General features: G+C 74.9%; 23 protein-coding genes. 10 read left to right on the forward strand and 13 right to left on the reverse strand.

Features of this window, described 5'->3' with window-relative positions; genetic code table 11:
- Nucleotides 1-110 precede the first annotated feature (110 nt).
- The 4 genes from ACFU9A_RS10775 to ACFU9A_RS10790 form a co-directional block, all read right to left on the reverse strand.
- Entirely contained in the window at nt 111-1,028 is a 918-nt protein-coding gene (locus tag ACFU9A_RS10775; RefSeq protein WP_430575210.1) for an amino acid ABC transporter permease, read from the reverse strand.
- Complete coding sequence (locus tag ACFU9A_RS10780) at nt 1,025-1,714, reverse strand: amino acid ABC transporter permease (protein ID WP_430575211.1); 690 nt, start codon at nt 1,712-1,714, stop codon at nt 1,025-1,027. Before ACFU9A_RS10780 ends, ACFU9A_RS10775 begins: the two co-directional genes overlap by 4 nt.
- A 117-nt stretch (nt 1,715-1,831) precedes the next feature.
- The gene (locus tag ACFU9A_RS10785; protein WP_430575212.1) at nt 1,832-2,686 is read right to left on the reverse strand and encodes a glutamate ABC transporter substrate-binding protein; all 855 of its coding nucleotides are present in this window, start codon (nt 2,684-2,686) and stop codon (nt 1,832-1,834) included.
- A 56-nt stretch (nt 2,687-2,742) separates the two neighbouring features.
- Nucleotides 2,743-3,537, reverse strand: coding sequence for an amino acid ABC transporter ATP-binding protein (locus tag ACFU9A_RS10790; protein ID WP_430575213.1), 795 nt, complete (start codon nt 3,535-3,537; stop codon nt 2,743-2,745).
- Between the two features lie 186 nt (nt 3,538-3,723).
- On the opposite strand from ACFU9A_RS10790, the gene miaB reads away from it, so the two are divergent.
- Nucleotides 3,724-5,367 (forward strand): tRNA (N6-isopentenyl adenosine(37)-C2)-methylthiotransferase MiaB, encoded by a 1,644-nt coding sequence (gene miaB, locus ACFU9A_RS10795; RefSeq protein ID WP_430575214.1) that lies wholly within the window; start codon nt 3,724-3,726, stop codon nt 5,365-5,367.
- A gap of 18 nt (nt 5,368-5,385) precedes the next feature.
- On the opposite strand, the gene ACFU9A_RS10800 is transcribed toward miaB, so the two are convergent.
- Both ACFU9A_RS10800 and ACFU9A_RS10805 read right to left on the reverse strand, forming a co-directional pair.
- Entirely contained in the window at nt 5,386-5,973 is a 588-nt protein-coding gene (locus tag ACFU9A_RS10800; protein ID WP_430575215.1) for a YbjN domain-containing protein, read from the reverse strand.
- Entirely contained in the window at nt 5,970-6,548 is a 579-nt protein-coding gene (locus ACFU9A_RS10805; protein ID WP_430575216.1) for a YbjN domain-containing protein, read from the reverse strand. Before ACFU9A_RS10805 ends, ACFU9A_RS10800 begins: the two co-directional genes overlap by 4 nt.
- A 120-nt stretch (nt 6,549-6,668) precedes the next feature.
- On the opposite strand from ACFU9A_RS10805, the gene ACFU9A_RS10810 reads away from it, so the two are divergent.
- Nucleotides 6,669-7,328 (forward strand): hypothetical protein, encoded by a 660-nt coding sequence (locus tag ACFU9A_RS10810; protein ID WP_430575217.1) that lies wholly within the window; start codon nt 6,669-6,671, stop codon nt 7,326-7,328.
- A gap of 38 nt (nt 7,329-7,366) precedes the next feature.
- Here the strand turns inward: ACFU9A_RS10810 and ACFU9A_RS10815 are convergent, their stop codons facing one another.
- From ACFU9A_RS10815 to ACFU9A_RS10825, 3 genes are read right to left on the reverse strand one after another with little or no spacing between them, the layout of a single operon-like run.
- Nucleotides 7,367-9,340, reverse strand: a complete 1,974-nt coding sequence (locus ACFU9A_RS10815; RefSeq protein ID WP_430575218.1) for a hypothetical protein — start codon at nt 9,338-9,340, stop codon at nt 7,367-7,369.
- Nucleotides 9,337-11,286 (reverse strand): HSP90 family protein, encoded by a 1,950-nt coding sequence (locus ACFU9A_RS10820; RefSeq protein WP_430575219.1) that lies wholly within the window; start codon nt 11,284-11,286, stop codon nt 9,337-9,339. The genes ACFU9A_RS10815 and ACFU9A_RS10820 overlap by 4 nt, the downstream gene beginning before the upstream one ends.
- Nucleotides 11,283-11,762, reverse strand: a complete 480-nt coding sequence (locus ACFU9A_RS10825; RefSeq protein WP_430575220.1) for a YbjN domain-containing protein — start codon at nt 11,760-11,762, stop codon at nt 11,283-11,285. The genes ACFU9A_RS10820 and ACFU9A_RS10825 overlap by 4 nt, the downstream gene beginning before the upstream one ends.
- Nucleotides 11,763-11,901: 139 nt before the next feature.
- Between ACFU9A_RS10825 and miaA the strand changes: the two genes are divergently transcribed.
- Nucleotides 11,902-12,948, forward strand: coding sequence for a tRNA (adenosine(37)-N6)-dimethylallyltransferase MiaA (miaA, locus tag ACFU9A_RS10830; protein WP_430575221.1), 1,047 nt, complete (start codon nt 11,902-11,904; stop codon nt 12,946-12,948).
- Complete coding sequence (gene dapF / locus ACFU9A_RS10835) at nt 12,945-13,871, forward strand: diaminopimelate epimerase (protein WP_430575222.1); 927 nt, start codon at nt 12,945-12,947, stop codon at nt 13,869-13,871. The genes miaA and dapF overlap by 4 nt, the downstream gene beginning before the upstream one ends.
- Before the next feature lie 27 nt (nt 13,872-13,898).
- On the opposite strand, the gene ACFU9A_RS10840 is transcribed toward dapF, so the two are convergent.
- On the reverse strand, nt 13,899-14,501 hold the full coding sequence (locus ACFU9A_RS10840) for a class I SAM-dependent methyltransferase (RefSeq protein ID WP_430575223.1): 603 nt from the start codon (nt 14,499-14,501) through the stop codon (nt 13,899-13,901).
- 125 nt (nt 14,502-14,626) lie between these two features.
- On the opposite strand from ACFU9A_RS10840, the gene hflX reads away from it, so the two are divergent.
- The 3 genes from hflX to ACFU9A_RS10855 all read left to right on the forward strand — a co-directional run bounded on the left by hflX (nt 14,627) and on the right by ACFU9A_RS10855 (nt 19,321).
- A complete protein-coding gene (hflX, locus tag ACFU9A_RS10845; RefSeq protein ID WP_430575224.1) occupies nt 14,627-16,192 on the forward strand; it encodes a GTPase HflX in 1,566 nt (521 codons plus the stop codon).
- Between the two features lie 99 nt (nt 16,193-16,291).
- The gene (locus ACFU9A_RS10850; RefSeq protein ID WP_430575225.1) at nt 16,292-18,352 is read left to right on the forward strand and encodes an ATP-dependent DNA helicase; all 2,061 of its coding nucleotides are present in this window, start codon (nt 16,292-16,294) and stop codon (nt 18,350-18,352) included.
- A gap of 9 nt (nt 18,353-18,361) precedes the next feature.
- A complete protein-coding gene (locus ACFU9A_RS10855) occupies nt 18,362-19,321 on the forward strand; it encodes an L-lactate dehydrogenase (RefSeq protein WP_430575226.1) in 960 nt (319 codons plus the stop codon).
- A gap of 54 nt (nt 19,322-19,375) precedes the next feature.
- Here the strand turns inward: ACFU9A_RS10855 and lexA are convergent, their stop codons facing one another.
- Complete coding sequence (gene lexA / locus ACFU9A_RS10860) at nt 19,376-20,200, reverse strand: transcriptional repressor LexA (protein ID WP_430575227.1); 825 nt, start codon at nt 20,198-20,200, stop codon at nt 19,376-19,378.
- Between the two features lie 250 nt (nt 20,201-20,450).
- Between lexA and ACFU9A_RS10865 the strand changes: the two genes are divergently transcribed.
- From ACFU9A_RS10865 to ACFU9A_RS10875, 3 genes are all read left to right on the forward strand, one after another.
- Complete coding sequence (locus ACFU9A_RS10865) at nt 20,451-20,789, forward strand: LysM peptidoglycan-binding domain-containing protein (protein ID WP_430575228.1); 339 nt, start codon at nt 20,451-20,453, stop codon at nt 20,787-20,789.
- Nucleotides 20,790-20,914: 125 nt separating this feature from the next.
- Nucleotides 20,915-21,442 (forward strand): transcriptional regulator NrdR, encoded by a 528-nt coding sequence (gene nrdR, locus ACFU9A_RS10870; RefSeq protein ID WP_430575229.1) that lies wholly within the window; start codon nt 20,915-20,917, stop codon nt 21,440-21,442.
- A gap of 154 nt (nt 21,443-21,596) precedes the next feature.
- Entirely contained in the window at nt 21,597-21,782 is a 186-nt protein-coding gene (locus ACFU9A_RS10875) for a DUF5302 domain-containing protein (RefSeq protein WP_430575230.1), read from the forward strand.
- 104 nt (nt 21,783-21,886) lie between these two features.
- Here the strand turns inward: ACFU9A_RS10875 and serA are convergent, their stop codons facing one another.
- Both serA and ACFU9A_RS10885 read right to left on the reverse strand, forming a co-directional pair.
- A complete protein-coding gene (serA, locus tag ACFU9A_RS10880) occupies nt 21,887-23,125 on the reverse strand; it encodes a phosphoglycerate dehydrogenase (protein WP_430575231.1) in 1,239 nt (412 codons plus the stop codon).
- 43 nt (nt 23,126-23,168) lie between these two features.
- A complete protein-coding gene (locus ACFU9A_RS10885; RefSeq protein WP_430575232.1) occupies nt 23,169-25,481 on the reverse strand; it encodes a HelD family protein in 2,313 nt (770 codons plus the stop codon).
- Nucleotides 25,482-25,628: the final 147 nt, after the last annotated feature.

Below are 25,628 nucleotides of genomic sequence, written 5' to 3' on the forward strand. Positions count from 1 at the left end.
GCGGTGCGCCCCCGGACCGACCCGAGGTCCCGCCGACGACGCCGCCGGCGGACGCACGAGGGGCTCCGGACGTCGCGGACGTCCGGAGCCCCTCGTCGTGACGGGTGCGGTCAGACGCCCCCGCCAGGGTCGCCCGCGACGACGTTGGTGCCCTTGCCGCCGGCGCCCACGGCCGCCACCGGGTTACCGATCCCGGGGCCTGTGGCCGTCTGGCCCGACGTGCGGCCGCTGAGGTACCGGGACAGCCAGCGCGCCACCGCGGTGAGCGCCCAGTTGATGACGATGAAGACGAGCCCCGCGACGGTGAGCGTCTGGAGGTTGTTGCTGTTGAGGTTCCCGAAGATCTGCGCCGCCCGCAGGAGCTCCTCGTAGCTGATGATCTGGCCCAGGGCCGAGTCCTTCAGCACGACCACGAGCTGGGACACGAGGGCCGGGAGCATCGCGATGAGCGCCTGCGGAAGCTGGATGGAGCGCAGCGTCTGGCCTCCGGTGAGTCCGATCGCCAGGCCCGCCTCGGACTGCCCCTTGGGCAGGTTGCCCACGCCGGAGCGGACGAGCTCGGCGATGACGGAGCCGTTGTACAGGATCAGCGCGACGACCACGGCGAGGAACTGAGGCTCGTCGCTGATCTTGTTGAAGCCGAAGAGCAGCCAGAAGAAGATCATCATCAGCAGCACGGGGACCGCGCGGAAGAACTCGACGATCACGCTGCTGATCCACCTGACGGTCCGGGACCGGGCGAGGCGGCCCGACCCCAGGATGAGGCCGAAGATCACGGCCCCGACGATGGCCCAGCCCGCGGCGCGGAGGGTGTTTTCCAGGCCGGGGATGAAGTAGTTCTGCCACGCGCTCGAGGTGAAGATCGGGCTCCACAGCGCGGCGGCGAACTGTCCCCTGTTCGCGAGGGCGACCACGACGACCGCGGCGACGCCGAGCACGACGAGCGCGCCGACCACGTTGCCGAGGAGGATGCGCCGCCGCGCGCGGGGGCCGGGCGCGTCGAACAGGACGGTCTGCTGCGTGCTCATCGGCGCACCGCCAGTCGGTTGGAGAGATACGTGGTCAGCAGGCCGATGGGGATGACGAGGATCACGAAGCCGATCGCGAACAGCGCGAAGATCGCGTAGATGTAGTTCGCGTTGCTGTCGATCATCTCGCGCATGAGGGTGGAGGTCTCCGTCGAGACGCTCACCGCGGCGGCCACGGTGGAGTTCTTCAGGAGCGCGATGAGCGTGTTGCCCAGCGGCGCGATCGCCCCGCGGAACGCCTGCGGAAGGATGATGAGCCGTGCCGCCGGGAGGAACGGAAGGCCGATGGCACGAGCCGCCTCGGCCTGGCCGAGGGGCACGGTGTTGACGCCCGAGCGGATCGCCTCGCACACGAACGCCGCGTGGTACACGGTCAGGCCGATCACGCCGAAGAGGAAGAAGTTCGTCGCGAAGTTGTCCGACAGGCTGATCTGGAGCTGGGTCCAGACGGCCAGGAACAGGAACGTCATGATGACGGTCAGCGGCGTGTTGCGGAGGATGTTGACGTAGGCCGTCCCGGCCCACCGCAGGCTCGCGATGGGGGAGATGCGCATGAGTGCGAGAAGGGTGCCGAGGACGAGCGACCCGATGGCGGCCCAGAACGTCAGCTGGATGTTGACCCAGAACGCGCTCGCGACGGGGTAGTCGCCGAGCAGCGCCCCGAACTGGGACAGGTAGTCACCCACGGTGTGTCAGCCTCCCGGGGGGTGGCGCGGCGGAGCCGCGATGGACGGACTGGTGGTCGACGACCGAGGGGAGCGGCGCGGCACGCCGCTCCCCTCGGTGGGGTCGGTCGGTCGGTGTCAGGCGCAGGGCTCCGGCGTCGGCGGGTTGAGGTCCGCGTTCGGCGTGTACCCCGTGCCCTCGGTGTTCGAGTCGATCGCCTTCTGCCACGAGCCGTCGTCGATCATCGACTGGATCGCGTCGTTGATCTTCGAGCAGGTGTCGTTGTCCTTCGGCAGACCCACGCCGTACTTCTCCTCGGAGAACGGGCTGCCAACGACCTTGACCTTGCCCTTGTTGGCGGGCTGGGCCGCGAGGCCGGCGAGGATGATGTCGTCGGTGGTGACGGCGTCGACCTGGCCCGCGGTGAGCGCGGTGACGCACTCGACGTAGCTGGGCCGCTCGACGAGCTGCACGCCGGTGGCGTACTCGTCCTTGATCCGCTGCGCGGAGGTCGAGCCGGTCACGGAGCACAGGTTCTTGCCCTCGAGCGACTTCGGGCCGGTGATGTCCGTGTTGTCCTGCGCGACGAGCAGGTCCTGGCCGGCGACGAAGTACGGGCCGGCGAACGCGACCTGCTCCTTGCGCTCGTCGGTGATGGAGTAGGTCGCGAAGATCATGTCGACCTGACCGGTCTGCAGCATGGTCTCGCGGTTGGCCGACGGCGCCTCGACCCACTGGATCTGGTCCTCGGAGTAGCCGAGCTTGTCCGCGACGTAGCGGGCGACGTCGGTGTCGAAGCCCGTGTAGTCGCTGCCCTCCTGGAGGCCGAGTCCCGGCTGGTCGAACTTGATGCCGATCTTGATGGAGTCCCCACCGCCGGAGCCGCCGGTCTCCTCGCCGCCGCCACCGCCGACGTCGCCTCCACCGCAGGCGGCGAGCGTGAGTGCGGTCAGTGCGGCGAGCGTGGCGGCACCCATGTGTCGTGTACGCATCGTTCTTACCCTTCGTCGTTGAGAGGCCGGTCCCGTTGTTCCGGTCCCTGCCGGGGTCAGTGGGAGAGGATCTTGGACAGGAAGTCCTTCGCCCGGTCGCTCTTGGGCGCGGTGAAGAACTCCTCGGGCGTCGCCTCCTCGACGATCTGGCCGTCGGCCATGAAGACGACGCGGTTGGCCGCCTTGCGCGCGAAGCCCATCTCGTGGGTGACGACGATCATCGTCATGCCCTCCTTGGCGAGGGCGACCATGACGTCGAGCACCTCGTTGATCATCTCCGGGTCGAGCGCCGAGGTGGGCTCGTCGAAGAGCATCACCTTGGGCTTCATGGCGAGCGCCCGGGCGATCGCGACGCGCTGCTGCTGCCCGCCCGAGAGCTGGGCGGGCATCTTCTGGGCCTGGTTCTTCACGCCGACCCGGTCGAGCAGCTTCAGGGCACGCTCCTTCGCCGCCGACGACTTCTCCCGGCGGACCTTGACCGGCCCGAGCGTGACGTTCTCGAGGATCGTCTTGTGCGCGAAGAGGTTGAAGGACTGGAACACCATGCCGACGTCGGCGCGCAGCTTGGCGAGGGCACGACCCTCCTCGGGCAGCGGCTGCCCGTCGATGAGGATCTCGCCCGAGTCGATCGTCTCGAGGCGGTTGATCGCGCGGCAGAGGGTCGACTTGCCCGAGCCGGACGGCCCGATGACGACCAGGACCTCGCCGCGGCGCACGGTGAGGTCGATGTCCCGCAGCACGTGCAGGTCGCCGAAGTGCTTGTTCACGTCCTTGAGCTCGACGAGGGGTGCTCCGAGGGAGGACGACGCCCCCGCGGGGTCGTTCGTCGTGGTCGCGCCGTCGTGATCCATCTCTCGAACCTATCCACTCGGTGTTTCCGCGACCAGCACCGGTCGGTGCGGTTCCGCAACGGTTGCGTAACAGTGCCGGCACGGTCGTGCGTGCAGGCCCGAGCCCTGGCGTCGTCGACCACGTCGCGCAGGAAGGGTGGGTCGCCACGTCGGGGCCCGGCCGTCGGGCACCGTACCCTAGAGGCGATGTCCAGTACCACGCAGAGCCCCGCCGCGCCGGTCCGTACCACGGACGAGGCGCCCGGCCGCCGCACCTATCTGGTGCGCACCCTGGGCTGCCAGATGAACGTCCACGACTCCGAGCACATGGCCGGCATGCTCGAGCAGGCCGGATACGCCCGCGCCACCGCCGAGGACGAGGCCGCGAGCCGTGCCGACGTGGTCGTGATCAACACGTGCGCGGTGCGCGAGAACGCCGCCACGCGGCTCTACGGGAACCTCGGTCAGCTCGCCGGGATCAAGGCGGACCGGCCGGGCATGCAGATCGCCGTCGGCGGCTGCCTCGCCCAGAAGGACCGCGGCGAGATCGTCTCGAAGGCCCCGTGGGTCGACGTCGTCTTCGGCACCCACAACCTGGACGCGCTGCCGGTGCTGCTCGAGCGCGCGCGGCACAACGCCGAGGCCCAGGTGGAGATCGCGGAGTCCCTGCAGGTCTTCCCCTCGACGCTGCCCACCCGCCGCGAGTCCGTCTACGCGGGCTGGGTGTCGATCTCCGTCGGCTGCAACAACACCTGTACGTTCTGCATCGTGCCGCACCTGCGCGGCAAGGAGCGCGACCGCCGGCCGGGCGAGGTCCTCGCCGAGGTCGAGGCGCTCGTGGCCGCGGGCGCGGTCGAGGTGACCCTGCTGGGGCAGAACGTCAACAGCTACGGGGTCGAGTTCGGCGACCGGGGCGCGTTCGCGAAGCTGCTGCGGGCCTGCGGCGCGATCGAGGGGCTGGAGCGCGTGCGGTTCACGTCGCCCCACCCGGCGGCCTTCACGGACGACGTCATCGAGGCGATGGCCGAGACCCCCAACGTCATGCCGAGCCTCCACATGCCGCTGCAGTCCGGCTCGGACCGCGTGCTGCGCGCGATGCGCCGCTCCTACCGGTCGGCGAAGTTCCTGGGCATCCTCGACCGGGTGCGCGCCGCCATGCCGGACGCCGCCATCACCACCGACATCATCGTCGGCTTCCCGGGCGAGACGGAGGAGGACTTCCGCGAGACGCTGCGCGTCGTGGAGGCCTCCCGCTTCAGCTCGGCGTTCATGTTCCAGTACTCGCCGCGCCCGGGGACCCCGGCCGCGACGATGGAGGAGCAGCTGCCGAAGGAGGTCGTGCAGGAGCGCTTCGAGCGCCTGCTGGAGCTCCAGGAGCGCATCGCCGGCGAGGAGGCCGACCGCCAGGTGGGCCGCCGCGTCGAGGTCCTCGTCGCCGAGGGCGCCGGCAAGAAGGACGGCGCGGCGCACCGCCTCTCCGGGCGGGCCCCGGACAACCGCCTCGTGCACGTGGCGCTGCCCGCCGACGTGCTGGCCGGGGAGGACCGCACCACCGGCGCGCCCGTGTCGCTCGACGACCCGCGCCTGGCGGACCGCGACGCGCTCGACCCGCGGCTGCCGCGCCCCGGCGACGTCGTGACCGTGGACGTCACGCGCGCCGCCCCGCACCACCTCATCGCGGACTCGGCGCTCGACGGCAGCACCTACGCCGTCCGGCGCACCCGGTCGGGCGACGCGTGGGCGCAGCGCGAGAGCGCGCGCCTCGGCGGCGGGGACGACGAGCACGGCCACGGCGGAGCCGCCCCCGCGGGCGGGCCCGTGGTGCTCGGGATGCCGTCGCTGCGCGCCTGAGAGGGCCGGAGCGCCCGGTCAGTCCAGGTCGTCCGGCTCCGGGCCGGGCGCGAGCGCGCCCACGGTGCTGAAGAACTGGGACGACGTGACGAGGCCGCACGACACCGTCGCGGCGAGCTGCTCGTCGGTGGCGCCGTGCTCGAAGTCCGCCGACACCTCGGTGTAGAGGGCGAGCCCGTCACCCTCCGGGCGGGTGTACACCTTGGGCCACACGCGCTCACGGTTCCAGTCGTTGGCCGCCTGCAGCACGGCCATCCGCGAGCCCTCGGGCACGGTGCCGGCCCAGCGGCCGCGCACCTGGAGGATCTCCTCGTGGTCGCCGAGCAGCAGGAACCAGAACCGGTTGCCGTCCCAGGTGCCCGTGACGTCGCCGTCGTCGTCGGTGCGGAACCGGTAGCCGCGGCGCGAGAGGTCGTCCGCGACGCGCGCGCTCGACAGCGGCCGCGGGCCGGCGGCCGGCCGGCCCGGGCGGACGGGTGCCGTGTCGGTGCGGGTCGCGACGCGCGTCCCGACGTCCTGCACGGCGCGGCCGACGGCGTCGGCGGCCCGCCGGGCGCCGCGCAGCACCCGCCGGCCGAGGCCGCCCGACCGGTCCGTGCCGGTCACGACGCGTCCCGCAGCGGGTCGCGGAACGTTGCGTCGAGGTGCTCGAAGAACATCGAGCCGGTGCTGAGCCCGCACTGCAGGAGCTGGTCGAGCTGCGCCTCGCCGACGACGCTGCCCACGTCGACGGTGACCTCGGCGCAGACGACGACGGAGCCGTCGTCGCGCACCCGCACGTAGGCCTTGGGCCAGATCCGCTCGGCGTTCCACTCGTTGCAGATCTCGAGGATCTCGCCCAGGCGGTCGATGGTCAGGTCGCGGTGCCACTGACCGCGCACCTGCAGCACCTCGGCGCGCTCGCCCAGGACGAGGAAGTAGAAGAGCCACCCGTGCCACAGGCCGCCCACGTCGCCGTCGGAGTCGACGAAGTAGGAGAAACCGGACCGCTCCATCCAGTCGGTGACGCGGTCGCGCGACAGCGGCGACAGCACGTCGTCCGGACTGCCGACCTGGTCGGCGAGCAGACCCTCGATGCGGTCGTGGAGCTCGTCGTCGCGCAGGTCGTCCGCGAGCTCGTCGTCCCGGCCGACGGAGGTCGGCCGGATCCTGCTTGCCCGGCGTGAACCGAAGAACCTCACCCGTCCACGCTACACGTCGTCGGCCGGGTGTCGCCGGGCGCGGCCGGGTGATGGTGCGGGCGCGGCGCCCCACCTGCCCCGGCGCGGTGCGCCGGCCAGGGCCGACGGTAGGTTGGACGGGTGCCTGCCCGCGCCGTGGTCCTGCCCGCAACGCCCCTGCTCGTGCCCGGTGCCGGCGGGGGAGCCGACCGGCTGGGCGAGGTCCGGCGCGCCGTCGACGGGGCGCTGGACCGGCTCGTGACGGCGGCGCCGTCGGGTGACGGACCTCTCGTCGTGCTGGCGCCGGTCCCGCGCGGGGCGGGCGGGCGGCTCGGCCGGCTGCGCCCCTCGCTCGCGGGCGCCGGGGTGGCGGACCGCTGGGTGCCCGCGGTCGCCGCCTGGCCGGACCCGCGCGGCGAGGCCGCCCACGTGCCCGCGTCGGTCGCGCTCGTCGCCCTGCGGTCGGCCCTCGACCGGGCGGGGCTCGAGGCCGACGTCGCGGTGGTGGAGGTCGTCGCCGACGGGCCCGGCGACGACGCCCGCGCCGCGCTCGCCCGGGCGTGCGCCGTCGTCGTGGCCGGCGGGGCCGTCCCCGGCACGCCCGGCGCGGCGGCCGACCCGGGCGCCGAGGGCGCGCCGGTGCTCGCCCCGGCGGTCCGCGCCGCCCTCGACGCGGCGGCCGCGCCGGGCGCCTGGGCGTGGCAGGTCACGGACGTCCCGGGCGGGCACGAGCACCTGCCGGCGTCCTACGCGGTGGCCGAGGGGGAGGCCGTCGAGGCCGACCGGCCCGTGCGGGCGTAGCACCCGCACGGGACCGGTGCCTCAGGAGGCCCGCAGCCTCACGAGACCAGGGACGCGGCGACCGCGTCGGCCTCCCCGTCCCGCCCGAGGGCCCGCAGGGTGCCCACGAGCTCGTCGGCCACGGCGGCCCGCGCGTCGCGGTCGTCGGTCACGCCGAGCCCCTCCAGCGCGGCCCGCAGCGGGTCCACCGCGGCCGCGGCGTCGCCGGCGGAGCGGTGCGCGCTGCCGGTCAGCCAGAATGCGTGGGCGGCGTCGCGGGCGAGGCCGGCGCGGCCGAACTCCTCGGCGACGCGCTCGGCCTCGGCCGCCGCCTCCGCGTGCCGGCCCTCGGTCGCGACGAGCCGGGCCCGGACGTCGCGCAGCTGCAGGACCTCGGCCGCGACCTGGGCGGCGCGCCGCTCGGCGAGCTCCCGCGCGAGGTCGGGGGTGGGCGCCTCGGGCAGGCCGTCCGTCGCCCTGCCGAGGTCGTCGAGGGTGCGTCCGACGGCGGCCTGCGCGGCCTCCAGGTCGCCGGCGCGCGCCTGCACCGCGGCGGCGGCGCGTACCACGGGGCCGACGAACACCGGGTCGCTGCCGGCGGCCCGGAGCAGGCCGACGGCGCGCACGAACGCGGGTGCGGCACCCTCGTCGTCGCCGAGGACCGCGGCGATCTGCGCGGCCTCGGCCAGCGCGAAGCCGGCGTCCTCGAGCCGGCCGGCCTCCTCGGCGAGGCGCGAGGCCTCGAGGTAGACGCCGGACGCCGCGACCGGGTCGGGTGTCTCGTCCGCGCGGGCCAGCGCCGCGGCGACCGGGTCCGCGTCGACGAACCCGCCGACGTCGATGCCGGCGGGGGACTGCGCGTCGACGCCCGCGGGCGCGTCGGGCACCGCAGGGTCCTTCGCGGGGCCCACCTCGGCGGCGGCGCGCGCCGCGGCGGCGAGCACGCCGATCTCGACGGGGAGGAGGCGCGACCGTCGCTCCCACGCGGCCTCGAGGAGCCGCGCGTGACGGTCGGTGCCGTTGCGCGCGTCGAAGGCGGCGGCGAGGGGCGCGGCCTGGGCGCGCGCCCAGTCGTCGAGCTCCGCGACCGTCGTCGCGGGCACGCCGGGCAGGTCCACCCGCGCCCCGGGCCGCGACTCGCGCAGGACCCCCGAGGCCACGGCCACGTGGGTGAGGACGGCGAGCCGCTCGCCCGGCGAGTCGGAGACGGTGAGGTGCTCGGCGTGGGCGTGCAGCAGCCGCAGGGCCCGGTCCGGGTGGCCGGCCCGGGCCAGGAACTCCACGTGCCGGGCGACGGAGATCTCCTTCGAGACGGCCGCGTCGAGGTGGCTCATGGCGCTGCGGTGCGCGGCCGCGGCGCCCGCGGCGTCGCCGAGGTCCAGCAGGAGCAGCTCCAGCAGCGCCTCCATGCCCGCGGGCTCGTCCCCGCAGCTCGCGCCCGAGCGCACGGCCGCGGCGACGAGGTCGGCCGCCTCCCGGACGTGGCCGGTCTCGGCCAGGTACTCGGCCTGCTGGCTCGGTGTGCAGGCGGCGCAGTCGGAGAAGCTGTCGCGCGGCGTGGTGATCCACGTGCGGTAGGCGGCCTCGGTGCCCGGGTCGCCCTGCGAGCGGAGCCAGGCGAACCGCTCGCCCGCCACCGCGCTGGTCCCGTTGCCCGCGAGGGCGTAGCGGCGCTCCATGTCGTCGAGCGTCGCGTCGATCTGGGCCGTCGGGACGGAGGGGAACCGGGCGAGCAGCCCGACCATCCACTTGAACGACCAGAACAGCGAGTGCTGGTCGCTGCCGTCGAAGAGGTCCGGGCGCTCGTCCCACCAGCGGACCATCTGGGTGAAGGGCAGGAACGCCTTCTCCGCCTCCGGGGTCGAGGTGTAGGAGTCGACCAGCGCGAACAGGGCGTACGCGCGCGCCTCGTCCGGCCCCTCCGCGGTGATGCGCGCGGCCTCCTGCTCGGCGGCGGTGCTGCGGGCCACGCCGTACGGCATGCCCATGATCGTCGAGACGGCACGGTTCGCCTCGTCCAGGGTGCGGGTCATCGTGCGTCGTCCTCGGTCTCGTGGCCGGACTGGGTGCCAGACGGGTCGGGCGGGGCGGGCAGCGCGCGCTCCAGGAGCGTGCGCAGGGCGTCGTCGAGCAGCCCGGCCTCCGCGCCCGCCAGCGGGCGGCCGGAGGCGAGGAGCGCCGTGACGTAGAGGGACCGTGCGCCGGCCGCGCGGACGGGGGCGTCCGGGGCGGCGAGCAGGGCACGGACCGTCGGGTTGGCGTCGTTCAGCACCAGCCGTCGCGCGCGGGCCGGACCCGTGAGGCCGGCGAGCACCGCGCCCCACACGTCCGCGGGCCCGTCGACCGGCGAGGCCACCTCCCGGGCCTGCCGCGCGTGCTCGCCGTCCCGGTCGGACAGGAGCATGGCGGGCACCTCGACGGGCTCGAAGACGCGCAGCTCGACGTCGCAGTCCTGGTCGGCCAGGTCGTCGCGCAGCGCGGACAGGGCGTCCGTCACCTCGAGCTCGCGCACGGGCGCGACGGCGGCGAGGACGGCCTCGAGGTCGCCCGGTGCCACGGGCGCGAGGCGCCAGCCCGGGTGCCGTCGCGCGACGCGGGCCAGCAGGTCGGCGTCGTACACGTAGCCCGCGTTGAGCACGGGCAGCCCCTGCGCGGCCGCGACGGCGGCCACCCGGCGGTACTCCTCGACGCTCGTGGTCCACAGCACGCGCGCCGGAGCGGCGCCGTCGGCGGGCTCGGCGAGGTCGGCGAGGGTGCGGGTGCCGACGGTGGTCTCGAAGGGCAGCACGCGGGCGGCGAGGTCGAGCATCGCGTCGTCCTGCGCGGCCAGGGCGCGGACGGCCAGGTGGTGCGTGGACAGGAAGGCGCGGGAGAGCGGCGACGGCTCGGCGAGCGTCTCGAGCGTCCAGGCGCGCACCCGCTCGCCGAGCGCCTCGCGCGCGGCGAGCAGGATCTCGTCCTCGAACAGGCCCTCGCGCGACGCCGTGGGGCGCAGCGCCGTGGCGTCCACGACGCAGCGCACGAAGAACGCCCAGTCGGGAAGCAGGCCCTCGACACCCGTGCCGAGCAGCATCCGCTTGAGCGACACCCGGTGGTGCGCCGAGGTGGACGGCGCGACGGCGGCGGGCAGCACGAAGGCGACGCCCGTGAGGCCCGCGACCGGCAGGTCGAGGTCCACGTGCGCCAGCGGCGTGAAGCCGAGCGTGCGCTCGCAGTAGGCCGCCAGCGCCCGGCCGCGCTCGGCGTCGTCCGCGTACGCCCGCCGCCACGGCAGCTCGTCGCCGCTGAGCCGCCGGCCGACCCTGTCGCCGTCGTCCAGGCGCACCTCGATCGACACGTCCACCGGGAGCAGGCCGCCGAAGTCGGCCGCGAGGGCGGCCACCGTGCCGGGCTCGAGCCAGTGCTCCGCGTCCCGCAGGGGCCGCAGCCGCACGACGCTGCCGGGCTCCGTGGGCGCCTGCGGGTCCGCGGGGTCCAGCTCGGTCAGCTCGTACCGGCCGTCGGCGTAGCCGCGCCAGCGCACCGGCGGCGCCCCGGGGGAGCGGGCCGAGCGGGAGACCAGGTCGATCTCGTCCGCGACCATGAACGCCGACAGCAGCCCGATGCCGAACTGGCCCAGGAACTCCTCGCGCCCGCCGCCGAAGCCGCCGCCGAGCGCTCCCGCCAGGGGGTCGGTGGCGGGGTCCAGCGGGTCGGCGTCCCGCTTCGAGCTGCGGCCGATGGTGGCCAGCAGGTCGCGCGCCTCGTCGGTCGTGAGGCCCACGCCCGTGTCGTGCACCTCGAGGCCACCGTCGTCCAGCGGCCGCAGGAGCACGCGAGCGGGCGCGTCGGCGTCGAGGGCGCGGCGCGCCGTGATCGCGTCCACGCCGTTCTGGAGCAGCTCGCGCAGGTAGACCCGCGGGCTGGAGTACAGGTGCCGGCTGAGCAGCTCGACGAGCCCCCGCAGGTCGACCTGGAACGCGTCGGTGCCGCTGCTCACCGTGCGTCGCCGGCGGTCTCGGGCGCGGGGTACCGCTCGTCGAGGGTCTCGAAGAACGACAGGCCTGTGGCGAGGCCGCAGTCGACGATGCGCTCCAGCTGCTCGTCGTTCGCGCCGCTGCGCAGGTCGGTCGCCACCTCGGCGTACACGACGACGCCCGAGCCGTCGTCCTCCGGGCGGGCGAAGACCTTGGGCCAGATCCGCTCGACGTTCCAGGCGTTGAGCAGCCCGGTGAGCGTCTCCAGCTCGGCCACGGGCAGCGTGCGGCTCCAGCGGCCGCGGATCTGCAGGATCCCGCGCGGCTCGCCCACCAGGAGGAAGTAGAACGTGTTGTCGTCCCAGACGCCGCCGAGGTCGCCGTCGTCGTCGATGCCGAAGTACCAGTCCCGGCGCGTCATGAGCGCCTCGAGCCGGTCGCGCGTCAGCGCGGCGGGGGCGGCGGACGCCGCGTCGGTCGGCTTGGTGAAGTAGCCCATGGGTCCTCGGTTCCGTGCGATGGCCGGGGCGCGCGAAGATCGTCGCGCCGGGCAGCGGTGTGGGTGGCGAAGGACACCCTAACCAGCCCGTCCGACAGGCGGCCCGGGCGGGTCGTGGCCGTCGGGCTAGGGTCGTCGCGTGAGCGCACCGCCCCCCGCCCCGAGCCCGTCGGGCGCCCCCGTGATCGTGGCCGTCGTCGGCCCCACCGCCACAGGGAAGTCCGACCTCGCGCTCGACCTCGCCCAGGCCCTGTCCCGCGGGGGCGAGGCCGACCTGCGCGGCGCGGCCGACGCCGAGGTCGTCAACGCGGACGCCTTCCAGCTCTACCGCGGCATGGACGTCGGCACCGCGAAGGTGCCGGCCGTCGAGCGCCGGGGGATCGTGCACCACCAGCTCGACGTGCTGGACCCGCGCGAGGACGCGTCCGTCGCGCGCTATCAGCTCGAGGCCCGCGCCGACCTCGACGCCATCGCGGGCCGCGGCGCCCGCGCCGTCGTCGTGGGCGGCTCCGGGCTCTACGTGCGGGCCCTGCTCGACCACATGGACTTCCCCGGCACCGACCCCGACGTGCGGTCCCGCCTCGAGGAGCGCGCCGAGCGGGAGGGCCGGCGGGCGCTGCACGACGAGCTCGCCCGGCTGGACCCCGGCGCCGCGGCGTCGATCGGACCCCACAACACGCGCCGGATCGTCCGGGCGCTCGAGGTCATCGAGCTCACCGGGCGCCCGTACACGGCGAACCTCCCGCGCCAGGAGCACGTGCGGCCGGCCGTGCAGATCGGGCTGGACTGCGACCGTGAGGTGCTCGACGCGCGGGTGGCCCACCGCGTCGAGCGGATGTGGGACGAAGGGCTCGTCGCCGAGGTCCGCGGGCTCGCCTCCCCGGAGCAGGGCGGCACCGGGCCCGGGCTCGGCACGACGGCGGCCCGCGCCGTGGGCTACGCGGAGCTGCTCGCGTGCTGGCGCGGGGAGCTCACCCTCGACGCCGCCCGCGAGGCGATCGTGGCGAACACGCGCCGCCTGGCGCGCAAGCAGATGGGCTGGTTCGGCCGCGACCCGCGCGTGCGCTGGCTCGACGCCGGGTCGCCCGACCTGCTCGAGGAGGCGCTCGCGGTGGTCCGCGCCGCCGACGGGGGCACGCTGCCGGCGCCCGGCACGCGGGCCGTGCGCCGTAGTCTGGGCTCATGACGCTGCGCTTCACCAAGGGCCACGGCACCCAGAACGACTTCGTGCTGGTCGCCGACACCCGGGGAGACCTTGAGCTGACCCCCGAGCACGTGCGGCGCCTCACCGACCGGCGGGGCGGGATCGGCGGCGACGGCGTCATCCGGCTCACCCCCACGGCGGCGATCGCGCGCTCCGGGGAGCCGGTCGCCGACGCGGTGCTCGCCGAGGAGCCCACGGCGATCTGGTTCATGGACTACCGCAACGCCGACGGCTCCGTCGCGCAGATGTGCGGCAACGGCGTGCGTGTCTTCACCGCGTTCGCCGAGCAGCTCGGCCTCGCCGACCTCGCCGACGGGCAGGAGCTCGCCCTCGGGACCCGGGCCGGCGTGCGCCGGGTCCGCAAGGAGCCGGGCGGCTGGTACGCCGTCGACATGGGCGCCTGGTCGCTGCCCGGCGGGGACGAGGCCGCCCGGCGCGGGGCGGACGCGGCGGTGCTGGTGCGCGGCTGGTCGGCGCCCCGGCCGGCGCTGGGCGTCGACATGGGCAACCCGCACACCGTGGTCGCGCTCGCGCGCACCGAGGAGCTCGAGGACGCCGACCTGACCCGCGCCCCGGAGGTGGACCCGCTGCCGCCCGAGGGCACCAACGTGGAGCTCGTCGTGCCGCTGCCGGAGGCCACGGGTCCCGACGGGAGCCCGGTCGGGCGACTGCGCATGCGCGTGCACGAGCGGGGTGTGGGCGAGACGCGCTCGTGCGGGACGGGCGCGTGCGCCGCGGCGCTCGCGGTGCGCGCCTGGGCGCTCGCCGGCGCGGCCGGCCCCGTGCCGGACATCTGGGAGGTGGAGGTGCCCGGGGGCCTCGTGCGGGTCCGTCTGCTCGAGGGCGGGCACGTGGAGCTCGCCGGCCCGGCGGAGCTCGTGTTCAGCGGCGAGACCGAGCTCTGACCCCTGACCCGTCGAGCCCGCGGTCGGTCAGACGACCCGCAGGACGCGGAACCCCTTCGAGGACGTGGTGCGCTCGACGTCGCGCCCGAGCTCGTCCTCGATCCACCGGGCGAGGGAGTCCGAGCCCAGGTTCTTCTGCACCACCAGCCACGCCTCCGCCTCGGGGGCGAGGCGCGGGAGCCAGGCGCGCATCAGGTCGTGCAGCACCGCCTTGCCCACCCGGATCGGCGGGTTCGACCAGATCGCGGCGAACCGCACGTCGTCCGGGACCTCCTCCGCGCGCACCGCGCGGACGTTCTCCAGGCCGAGCCGGTCCGCCGTCGAGCGCAGCAGGTCGAGCGCCCGCTCGTTGACGTCCACCGCCCAGACGGTCGCGTCGGGCGAGGTCAGCGCCATCGTGAGGGCGATCGGGCCCCAGCCGCAGCCGAGGTCGAGGAGGTCGCCGGTCGCCGGCGGCACCGGCACCTCGCGCAGCAGCACCTGGGTGCCCTTGTCCACGCCCCCGGGGGAGAAGACCCCGCCCGCGACGTCCACCTCCACGTCCTGGCCGGCCAGCCGGACGACGGCGCGGCGGCGCTCGGCGTCGGAGGCCGGGCGGGCGGTGAAGTAGTGGTCGGGCTGCTCGGTCACCCGCCGATCCTAGGTCGCCCGCGGCCCGGACCCACGAAATTCTCTCCGCCGGGACGATCTCGCGTGGGACCCTTGTTGGAGCAGAAGGACGGCCAGGCCGTCGATCCCGACCCGAGAGGCACACCTTGACCCACACCCCGACCAACCCCGACACCCCGCAGGCCGACGAGACCTCCGGCGCCGAGAGCACGGCGGCCGACCGGCGCGCGGCCGAGCGCGACGCCCAGGCGATCGCGCAGGACGTCGTGGCTCGGGTGCTCGCTCGGGCCGGGACGGCGCGCGCCGAGGGCGCCACGGTGCACACGACGCACGACGGCGACCAGCTCGACCTGGAGGAGCGGATCTCGCTGCGCCGCGTCGGCGGGCTCTCCACGGAGCTCGAGGACGTCACCGAGGTCGAGTACCGGCAGCTGCGCCTGGAGCGCGTCGTCCTCGTCGGCCTGTACTCCGGCGGCGAGGCCGCCGCCCGTGACGCCGAGGTCTCGCTCCGCGAGCTCGCGGCCCTCGCGGAGACGGCAGGCTCGCAGGTCCTCGACGGCCTGCTGCAGCGCCGGCAGAAGCCCGACCCGGGTACCTACCTCGGGTCCGGCAAGGCGGCCGAGCTGGCCGAGGTCGTCGCCGCCGTGGGCGCCGACACGGTCGTCGCGGACACCGAACTGGCGCCCTCCCAGCGGCGCGCGCTCGAGGACATCGTCAAGGTGAAGGTCGTCGACCGGACCGCCCTGATCCTCGACATCTTCGCCCAGCACGCCAAGTCGCGTGAGGGCAAGGCGCAGGTCGAGCTCGCGCAGCTCGAGTACCTGCTCCCGCGCCTGCGCGGCTGGGGCGACTCGATGTCCCGCCAGGCCGGCGGCCAGGTGGGCGGACAGGGCGCCGGCATGGGCTCCCGCGGCCCCGGTGAGACGAAGATCGAGCTGGACCGCCGGCGGATCCGCAACCGGATGGCCAAGCTGCGCCGCGAGATCGCGGCGATGGCGCCCGGGCGCGAGACCAAGCGGCTGGACCGCAAGCGGCACGGCGTGCCGAACGTCGCGATCGCGGGCTACACGAACGCGGGCAAGTCGTCGCTGCTCAACGCGATGACCGACGCCGGCGTCCTCGTGGAGAACGCCCTGTTCGCCACGCTGGACCCGACCGTCCGCAGGGCGCGCACCGAGGACGGGCGCCCGTACACCCTCACCGACACCGTCGGGTTCGTGCGCCACCTGCCGCACCAGCTCGTGGAGGCGTTCCGCTCCACCCTCGAGGAGGTGGGCGACGCCGCGCTGCTCCTGCACGTGGTCGACGTCTCCCACCCGGACCCCGAGGGGCAGATCGCCGCGGTCCGCGAGGTGCTGGCCGAGATCCCCGGCATCGCCGACGTGCGCGAGGTCGTGGTGCTGAACAAGGCCGACGTCGCCGACCCGGCCGTGGTCGGTCGCGTACAGCGTCGCGAGCGGCACAGCGTCGTCGTGTCCGCCCACTCGGGCGAGGGCATGGCCGAGCTGCGCGAGCTGGTGGCCGCCGAGCTGCCCCAGCCGCAGGTCGAGATCGACCTCGTGGTGCCGTACTCCCGTGGCGACCTCGTGCACCGCGCGCACGAGACCGGCGGCTCCGTGGCCGAGGAGCACCTCGCCGAGGGCACGCGCCTGCGCGGTCGCGTCGACGAGGGCCTCGCGGCGGAGCTGCGGCACGTCGCCGTCACGGGCTGACCACCCGGCGGCGGGCGCTCCCTCCGGGGGCGTCCGCCGCCGTCCCCCGTCCTTGGCGCGCGGCGTCCGGGGGTCGGTGACCCGCCCTAGGATCGTCGGGTGACCTCCGCCGACACCCCCGACGCCCAGCAGCTCCTCGACCTGGCGGTGGGGGCGCTCGGCGGCGGCCGGCGCGACGGGCAGCACCAGATGGCGGCCGCCGTCGCGGAGTCCGTCGAGGAGGGCCGGCACCTGCTCGTCCAGGCCGGCACCGGCACCGGCAAGTCGCTCGCCTACCTGGTGCCCGCCGTGCGGCACGCCGTCGTCGACGGCAAGCGCGTCATCGTCTCGACGGCCACCCTGGCGCTCCAGCGCCAGGTCGTGACGCGCGACCTGCCCCTGGTCGCGGAGGCGGTGGGGCCGAAGCTGCCGCGCGCGCCCAAGGTGGCGCTGCTCAAGGGCTGGCACAACTACCTGTGCAAGCACAAGGTCACCGGCGGGTACCCGGTCGAGGGCGCGACCCTGTTCGACCTGCCCGCCGACCCCGGCCCGGGCGAGGGCGCCGGTGCCGAGCAGCACCCCGCGCCCACCGCGTCGCGCGGCCGCGGCGGTCGTGCGGACGACGCCGCGAGCCTCGCCGACCACGTGCGGCGGCTGCACGCCTGGGCGGACGAGACCGACACCGGCGACCGCGACGACCTCGTCCCCGGCGTCCCGGACCGCGCCTGGCGCCAGGTGTCGGTCACGGCCCTGGAGTGCCTCGGCAACCGCTGCCCCCTGCTGACGGAGTGCTTCCCCGAGCACGCCCGCGCCGCGGCGCGCGAGGCCGACGTCGTCGTGACCAACCACGCGATGCTCGGCATCGCCGTCTCTGGGAGCCCCGGCGTACTGCCCGAGCACGACGCGGTCGTCGTCGACGAGGCCCACGAGCTCGCGGAGCGCGTGACCGCGGCCGCCACCGTCGACCTCTCGCTGACCGTGGTGGAGCACGCCGCGCGCCTCGCGCGCCGCCACGGGGGCACCGAGACCTCGGCGCTCGACGCGGCGTCCCAGCAGCTCGGCACGCTGCTCGCCACCGCCCCGGCGGAGCGCTTCCCCCAGGGCCTGCCCGACGACCTGCGCGTCGCCGTCGCCGCCGTGCGCGACGCCGCGCGGGAGCTCCTCACCCGGCTCAAGCCCGCGGGGGAGCCCAAGGGCCAGGCCGCGCCGGACGCGGGGATGAAGATGGCGCAGTCCGCCGTGCTGCAGCTCTTCGAGGTCGCGGAGCGGATGGCGGCGGAGGACACGACGGCGGACGTCCTGTGGTGCTCCCGGCCGCCCGAGAACGCCCCCTGGGCCGGCGACGGTGTCACCCGGCTGCACGCGGCGCCGCTGGCGGTGGCGGGCCTCATCCGCACGCACCTGCTCGGGGAGGCCACGGGCGTCTTCACCTCCGCGACCCTCGCCCTCGGCGGCACCTTCGACCCGGTGGCGCGGTCCCTGGGCCTGGCGGGCTCGGGCGGCACGGGCGAGACGGCCGACTGGACCGGTCTCGACGTGGGCAGCCCGTTCGACTACCCGCGCCAGGGGATCCTCTACGTCGCCCGGCACCTGCCCGCCCCGGGCCGCGAGCCGACCACCGACGCCCAGCTCGACGAGATCGCGGGCCTCATCGAGGCCGCCGGCGGCCGCACCCTCGGGCTGTTCTCCTCCCGGCGCGCGGCGCTCGCCGCGGCCGAGGCGATGCGTGAGCGGCTCGACGTGCCGATCCTGTGCCAGGGCGACGACCAGCTGCCCACCCTGGTGAAGGCGTTCGCCGACGACCCGGCGACGTGCCTCTTCGGCACCCTGTCGCTCTGGCAGGGCGTGGACGTCCCCGGGCCCAGCTGCCAGCTGGTGCTCGTCGACCGGATCCCGTTCCCGCGCCCGGACGACCCGGTGAAGGCCGCCCGGGCCCGCTCGGTCGAGCAGGCGGGCGGCAACGGGTTCATGCAGGTCTCCGCCACGCACGCGGCGCTGTTGCTGGCCCAGGGCGCCGGCCGCCTGGTGCGCACGGGGGACGACCGGGGCGTCGTCGCGGTCCTCGACCCGCGGCTGGCGACGGCCCGCTACGGGTCGTTCCTCACCCGGTCGATGCCGGACTTCTGGCCCACCACCGACGGCGAGCTGGTCCGCGCTGCGCTGCGGCGCCTGGACACCTAGCCTGGGCCCGTGGACGGCACACGCAGCACGACCAAGCTCGCGATCGTCGGCGCCGGCGCGGTGGGTTCCACCCTCGCGTACGCGGCGCTCGCCCGGGGGGCGGCGCGCTCCGTCGCCCTGATGGACGTCAACCGCGCCAAGGTCGAGGCCGAGGTCCTCGACCTGCGGCACGGGAGCATGTTCATCCCGCAGGCGGAGATCGAGGGCTCGGACGACGTCGAGGTGTGTCGCGGGGCGGACGTCGTGGCCGTCACCGCCGGGGCCAAGCAGAAGCCGGGCCAGAGTCGCCTGGACCTGGCCGAGGCGACCGTGGGCCTCACCCGCACGATCCTGCCGCAGCTCCTCGAGGTCGCCCCGGACGCGGTCTACCTCATGGTGACGAACCCCGTCGACGTGGTGACGTACGCGGCGCAGGAGATCAGCGGGCTGCCGCGCGAGCGCGTCTTCGGCAGCGGCACCGTCCTCGACTCCTCCCGGCTGCGCGACGCGCTCGCCCGGCACTGCGGGGTCGCCGTCGGCAACGTGCACGCGAACATCGCGGGCGAGCACGGCGACTCGGAGATCGTGCTGTGGAGCTCGGCGACGATCGCCGGGGTGCCGCTGCTGGACTGGCGCCCCTTCCGCGGGCGGCCGCCGCTCGACGAGCCCGCCCGGCACCGGATCGCCACGGACGTGGTGGAGTCCGCCTACCGGGTCATCGCCGGCAAGGGGGCCACGAACTACGCCGTGGGGCTGGCGGCGACCCGCATCATCGAGGCGGTCCTCAACGACGAGCACCGCGTGATGAACGTGTCGTCGCGCCTGGACGGCTTCTACGGGATCAGCGACGTCTGCCTCTCCGTGCCGTCCCTCGTCGACCGGCGCGGTGTGGCGGAGACGATCGACACCCCGCTGTCCGACGACGAGGTCGCCGGCCTGCGGGCGTCGGCCGAGGGCATGCGCGAGGTGCAGCGCCGACTCGGCCTCTGAGCCCCTGACGCGCCGGACCCCCGGCCCGGTGCGGGCCGGGGGTCCGGCGTCTCGTCAGAGGCTGCGGAGCACGGCCACGACCCGGCCGAGCACCTGGGCCTCGTCGCCCGGGATGGGGGAGTAGGCGGCGTTCTGCGGCATGAGCCACGTGTGGCCGCCGGTCTGCTTGAAGGTCTTGACCGTCGCCTCGCCGTCGATCATCGCGGCGACGACCTCGCCGTTCTCCGCGACCGGCTGGCTGCGCACGACCACCCAGTCGCCGTCGCAGATGGCGGCGTCGACCATCGAGTCGCCCGCCACCTTGAGCAGGAACAGGTCCCCGTCGCCGACGACCTGGCGGGGCAGGGGGAAGACGTCCTCGACGACCTGCTCGGCGAGGATCGGGCCGCCCGCCGCGATCCGGCCCACGAGCGGGACGTAGGAGGGCGCCTCGGCCGGCTGCGCGTCCGAGCCGGCGACCGACCCGGCGACGAATCCCGGCGTGCGCGGCGCGGAGACCTGTCCCTCGCCGTCCGACGTCGCGGGCGCCTCGGGGTCGACGACCTCGATCGCGCGCGGCCGGTTGGGGTCGCGGCGCAGGAAGCCCTTGCGCTCCAGGGTGGTGAGCTGGTGCTTGACCGACGAGGGGCTCGCGAGGCCCACGGCCTCGCCGATCTCCCGCATGGTCGGCGGGTACCCGCGGTCCTCGACGGAGCGCCGGATCGTCTCGAGGACGCGCCGCTGGCGCGGGGTGAGCCGGTCGGCCGAGGGGACGATCTCGCTCACCGACGCGAGCGCGGCCTCGGGGGCGACAGGCGTGTCCTCGGGGGTCTCCTGCCGCGCCGGCCACGGCGTGGCAACCGTCGTGGACGCCGGGGCCTGGTCCCGTCCGCTGGTCATCGCGTTCTCCGTCCTGCAGGGGCGCGGCCCGCGGGCGGGCCGATGAAATCCGACAAACCTTCCATCGCGCTGCTGGTCACTCTAGGCCAGTTCCGGCCCGACATCAAACATCTGTTCGATCAGCCCTCGACCGTGTCGCCGGGACGTGGTACACCTAGTACAGCAGTTCGACGTACAGGTGTTCGACGAACGGATGTTCGACGGCAGCCGCCCGACGGGCGACGACGCGACGTGAACCGGAGGCAGGACGATGCAGAACCCGCGCAGCACCACCGACGCACCCGGGTTCCTCGGGCTGGGCGGGCTCCGGCTCAGCCGGCGGGGGCGCGTCGTGATCGCCGCCCTCGTCCTGCTCGTGCTGGTCGCCGCCGGGCTCGTGGGCCAGCGCGCCGTCGCGGACGCGCCGGGGTCGGGCGTGGAGGTCCGGCTCCACACGGTCCAGCCGGGCGAGACCCTGTGGCAGTACGCGCGCTCGGTCCGGGACACGGGCGACGACCTGCGTGACGTCGTCGCCGACCTGCGCCAGCTCAACGGCCTCACGACGGCCGAGCTGCAGGCCGGTCAGGTGGTCCTCCTGCCCGAGGACTGAGCGCGCGCTGCGCGACCTGGGCGGCGACGGTGCGAGGATGGACCCTGCTTGCGCCGGGCGCGGCGTCCCGCTTACCTTGTCGGGCAGCCGGGCGCCGGTCCGGAGCCGAGCGCAGGAGACCAGCGATGCACTGCCCGTTCTGCCGCCACGCGGACTCGCGAGTCATCGACTCGCGCACCTCCGACGACGGTTCGTCCATCCGCCGACGGCGGCAGTGCCCGGCGTGCCAGCGCCGCTTCACGACGATCGAGACGGCGAGCCTGTCCGTCGCCAAGCGCTCCGGCGTCACCGAGCCGTTCAGCCGTGACAAGGTCGTCGCCGGGGTGCGCAAGGCGTGCCAGGGCAGGCCCGTGAGCTCCGACGACCTCGCGCTGCTGGCGCAGCGGGTCGAGGAGACGCTGCGGGCGTCGGGTCGTCCCGAGATCGAGGCGAATGAGGTCGGGCTGGCGATCCTGGGGCCGCTGCGCGAGCTGGACGAGGTGGCCTACCTGCGGTTCGCGAGCGTCTACCAGTCGTTCGAGTCCCTCGAGGACTTCGAGAGCGCGATCACCTCCCTGCGCGCGGAGCGCGAGGCGCGCGCCGACGACGCGGAGCGGGACGGGGACACCGAGGGCGCGGAGCCCGCGACCGTCGGCCGCGACGCGTCGCGCTGACCCAGGGCTCCGCGACCGTTCGCGGCCCCGTGTGCCCGCTCCGGGCGCAATGCTCTTGGCGCGACGCGCGGCGGTAGAGCATGCTGGTCGGCACCAGGTGCTGCGCGGTCTGCCGTGCGAGCACGTCCACCCCGACGATGACGAGGTGATCGTGATGACGACGGACGACGCCAAGGGCGCCAAGCCCAGCGAGGACACGAAGGCGCGCTTCCGGGAGGCGCTGGAGCGGAAGAACGCCGCCAGCCACCCGACCGCCGGCAAGGACGGCAACACCGGGCAGGTGCACGGCTCGGAGACCTCCGGCCCCGTGCAGAAGATGTTCCGCCGCAAGTCCGGCTGAGCAGTCCGGTCCCACGACCACGCGAGGGCGTCCCCGGGTCTCCGGGGACGCCCTCGGCGTGTGTCGGCGTGTGTCGGCCTGTGTCGGCCTGTGTCGGCCTCGTGTCAGCGCGCGGCCGGTCCGGGCGGGAACTCGGGCCGCTCGAAGGCGTCGCGGATGCGCAGCCGGATCGTCGACGGCATGGCCTGCAGCTTCGCGGAGGCGCCGCGCTGCGTGACGTCCGAGATGTCCGTGACCACGTAGCCGACCTCGCCGCGGGTGGCGAGCATCTGCGCCTCGATGTTGGCGCCGTGGTCCGCGAAGACCTGGTTCACGGCGGCGAGGACGCCCGGCACGTTGCGGTGCAGCAGCATGATGCGGCCCACGCCGGTGTGCGCGAGCTGCAGGTTGGGCAGGTTGACCGAGAGGGTCGTCGAGCCGGTCTGCACGAAGTCCCGGAGCTTCTTCGAGACGAACTCGCCGATGGCCTCCTGCGCCTCCTCGGTGGAGCCGCCGACGTGCGGCGTGAGGATGACGTTGGGCAGGCCGCGCAGCGGGGAGGTGAACTCGTCGCCGCGCTTCTTCGGCTCGGCCGGGAAGACGTCGACGGCGGCGCCGCCCAGGTGGCCCGACAGGATGTGCTCCCGCAGCGCCTCGAGGTCGACCACGAAGCCCCGCGAGAGGTTGAGGAAGATCGCTCCCGGCTTCATCCCCGCGAACAGGTCGGCGCCGAAGAGGCCGGCGTTGCCGGGGCGCCCGTCGACGTGGATCGTCACGGCGTCGGCCTCGGCGAGGAGCTCCTCGACCGTCTCGACGCGGTGGGCGTTGCCCAGCGAGAGCTTCTCGGCGGTGTCGTAGAAGACGACCCGCATGCCGAGGTTCTCCGCGAGGACCGACAGCTGGGAGCCGATGTTCCCGTACCCGATGATGCCGAGGGTGCGGCCGCGCACCTCGTGCGCGCCGTCGGCGGTCTTGTCCCACACGCCGTCGTGCAGCGCCTTGTCCCGCACGCTGAGGCGGCGGGTCAGGGAGATGATCTCCGCCACCGCGAGCTCCACCACCGAGCGCGTGTTGGAGTAGGGCGCGTTGAACACGGCGACACCGTGGGCCGCGGCCGCGTCGAGGTCGATCTGGTTGGTCCCGATGGAGAAGGTGCCGACGGCCTGCAGGCCGGGGACGCTCTCCAGGACCTTGCGGGTCACGGTGGTCTTGGAACGGATGCCGAGGATCTGGAAGTCCGCGAGGGACTCGATCAGCTCGGCCTCGTCGAGCGCGCCGGAGCGCGTGACGACCTCGATGCCCGCATCACGAAGATTCTGGGCAGCGACGGGGTGGACGTTCTCGAGAAGGAGGGCTCGCAGCACGAGGCCATGGTGCGCCGTGCGGGCCCGCCCCCACAAACGCGTCTCACGCCGCGGCGAGCTCGACGATCCCCGCGGGCAGCGGCTGCTCGTGCACCACGACGAGGCGCTGGGTGGGCCGCGTCATCGCCACGTAGAGGTCGGAGGCGCCACCGGGCCCCCCGGTGACGGCCACCGGCTCGACGAGGACGACGGCGTCGAACTCGAGGCCCTTGGTCTCCCGCGGGTCGAGCACGACCACCTGCGCGTCCTCGGGGCGCTGCGCGCGCAGGCGGTCCGCCTCCGCGCGCCCGAGCGCGCCGGGGAGCACCTCCGCGACGATCGCGCGGAGCGCGTCGACCTCGTCGGCCGCGGCCACCACCGCGACCCGCCCGGCGCCGTCCGATCCCACGAACCGGGCGGCCAGCGCGGCCACCTGGTCGCGCACCTCCTGGACGAGGGCGGGCCGCGCGGGGCCGGACGGCGTGACGCGGGCGAGCTTGAGCGCGCCGGGCACCTCGCGGGCCGCCGTGAGCGGCGAGGTGGGTAGCCCCGCCGCCGCGGCCATGCGCTGAGCGGCGTCGGCGACGGCGGCCGGCGTGCGGTAGCTGACGGTGAGCTCCTCGAGGCGCCAGGAGCCGCCCAGCACGGGGTCGAGGGCCTGGCCCCACGACCGCGCGCCGGCGGCCGACGACGTCTGCGCGACGTCGCCGACGATCGTCATCGAGCGGGTCGGCACGCGACGCACGAGCATGCGCCACGCCATGGGGGAGAGCTCCTGCGCCTCGTCGACCACGACGTGGCCGTAGGTCCACGTGCGATCCTCGGCCGCGCGCTCCGCGGTGGTCAGGCGAGGCCCGGTCGACTCGAAGCGGGACGCCAGGGTCTCGGCGTCCACGAGGCCGCCGCCGGCGCCCGTGGACTCGAGCACCGAGCGGGCGTACTCGAGCTCGGCCGCGCGCTCCGCGGCACGGGCCTTCGCCTCGGCGCGCGCGATCGAGCCGTCCTCGCCGAGCAGCTCGGCGGCCTCGTCGAGCAGCGGGACGTCGGCCTCGGTCCACGGCGCGCCGGGCTCGCGGCGCACGGCGGCGCGCTCGGCGGCGGACAGCTCGGGGGCGGCCTCCGCGAGCCGGTGGGGCTTCGCGAAGAGGTCGGCGACGAGCTTCTCGGGCGAGATCGGGAACCATGCGAGGTTGAGCGCCACCCGCACGTCGCGGTGGGAGCGCAGGTCCTCCGTGACCATGGCGACGTCCTCGGGCGCGAGCTCGGTGTCCGCGGCGGACCGGTACTGGTCGACGAGGCGGGCGAGCATGTCCCGGACGAACGACGCGCGGGCCTCGTTGTGCGGCTTGTGGGTGCGGCGGGCGCGGGCGATGGCGTCGCGGACGTCGCGCCGGCGCACGACGAGGTCGTAGCCCTCGAGCCGGAACCGCACGTCGCGCTCGGGGACGCGCTCGCGGGCGCGCACGGCGCGGCGGACGACGTCGCGCCACAGGAGGCGGCCCTTGATCTCGGTGGCGACGGGGTCGTCGACGGCGGTGGCACGGATGCCGGGGAGCAGCTCGCCGACCGTCGTCGCGACCACGCCGGTCTCGCCGAGCGAGGGCAGCACCTGGTCGATGTAGCGCAGGAACGCGCGGCTCGGGCCGACCAGGAGCACGCCGCTGCGCTCCAGGACGCGGCGGTGCGCGTACAGCAGGTAGGCGGCGCGGTGCAGCGCGACGGCGGTCTTGCCGGTGCCCGGCCCGCCCTGGACGACGAGAGCGCCGGCGAGCTCGGCGCGGATGATCCGGTCCTGCTCGCCCTGGATGGTCGCGACGATGTCGGTCATCCGGCCCGTGCGCCGCGCGGCGAGCGACGCGAGCAGGGCGCCCTCGCCGGAGAGCGTCGAGGCCGCGAGCGTGCCGCCGCCCTCCTCGCCGTCGTCCCCCTGCAGGGCGTCGAGGTCGAGCACCTCGTCCTCCAGGCCGGTGACGCTGCGCCCCGAGGTCACGAGGTGTCGCCGGCGTCGGACGCCGGCGGGGTGCAGCGCCGTGGCGCGGTAGAACGGGGTCGCGGCGGGCGCGCGCCAGTCCGTCAGGAGCGAGCGGTGCTCGGCGTCGGCGAGGCCGATGCGACCGACGTACCGCGTGCCGCCGTCGTCGAGGTCGAGGCGGCCGAAGGCGAGCCGGTCCTCGACGGCGTCGAGCTGCGCGACCCGGTCCTCGTAGAGGGTCGCGAACGCGTCCCGCTCGCTGCGGTTCTGCGGAGAGCCCGAGGGGCCCGAGCGGCGGACCTCCGCGAGGCGGTCGCGCGTCGCGCGCCGCAGCTCGTCCAGTCGGGCGTAGAGGGTGTCGACGACACCCTGTTCGCGTGCCAGCTCGTCGTGCCTGCCCGCCACGCATCCTCCCAGCGTCCTTGCGCCGCGCTCACCGGGTGACGCGGCCCCTTTGCGGCGGACCATCATTGCAGATGCGGAGGCCTCCTCGGTGCACGGTCCGGGCGGTCGTGCGCGCCGCGGGCCCGGGCGCGAGGCGACGCGCCGGGG

This window comes from Isoptericola sp. NPDC057653 (genome assembly GCF_042799955.1).
Classification (GTDB): domain Bacteria; phylum Actinomycetota; class Actinomycetes; order Actinomycetales; family Cellulomonadaceae; genus Isoptericola.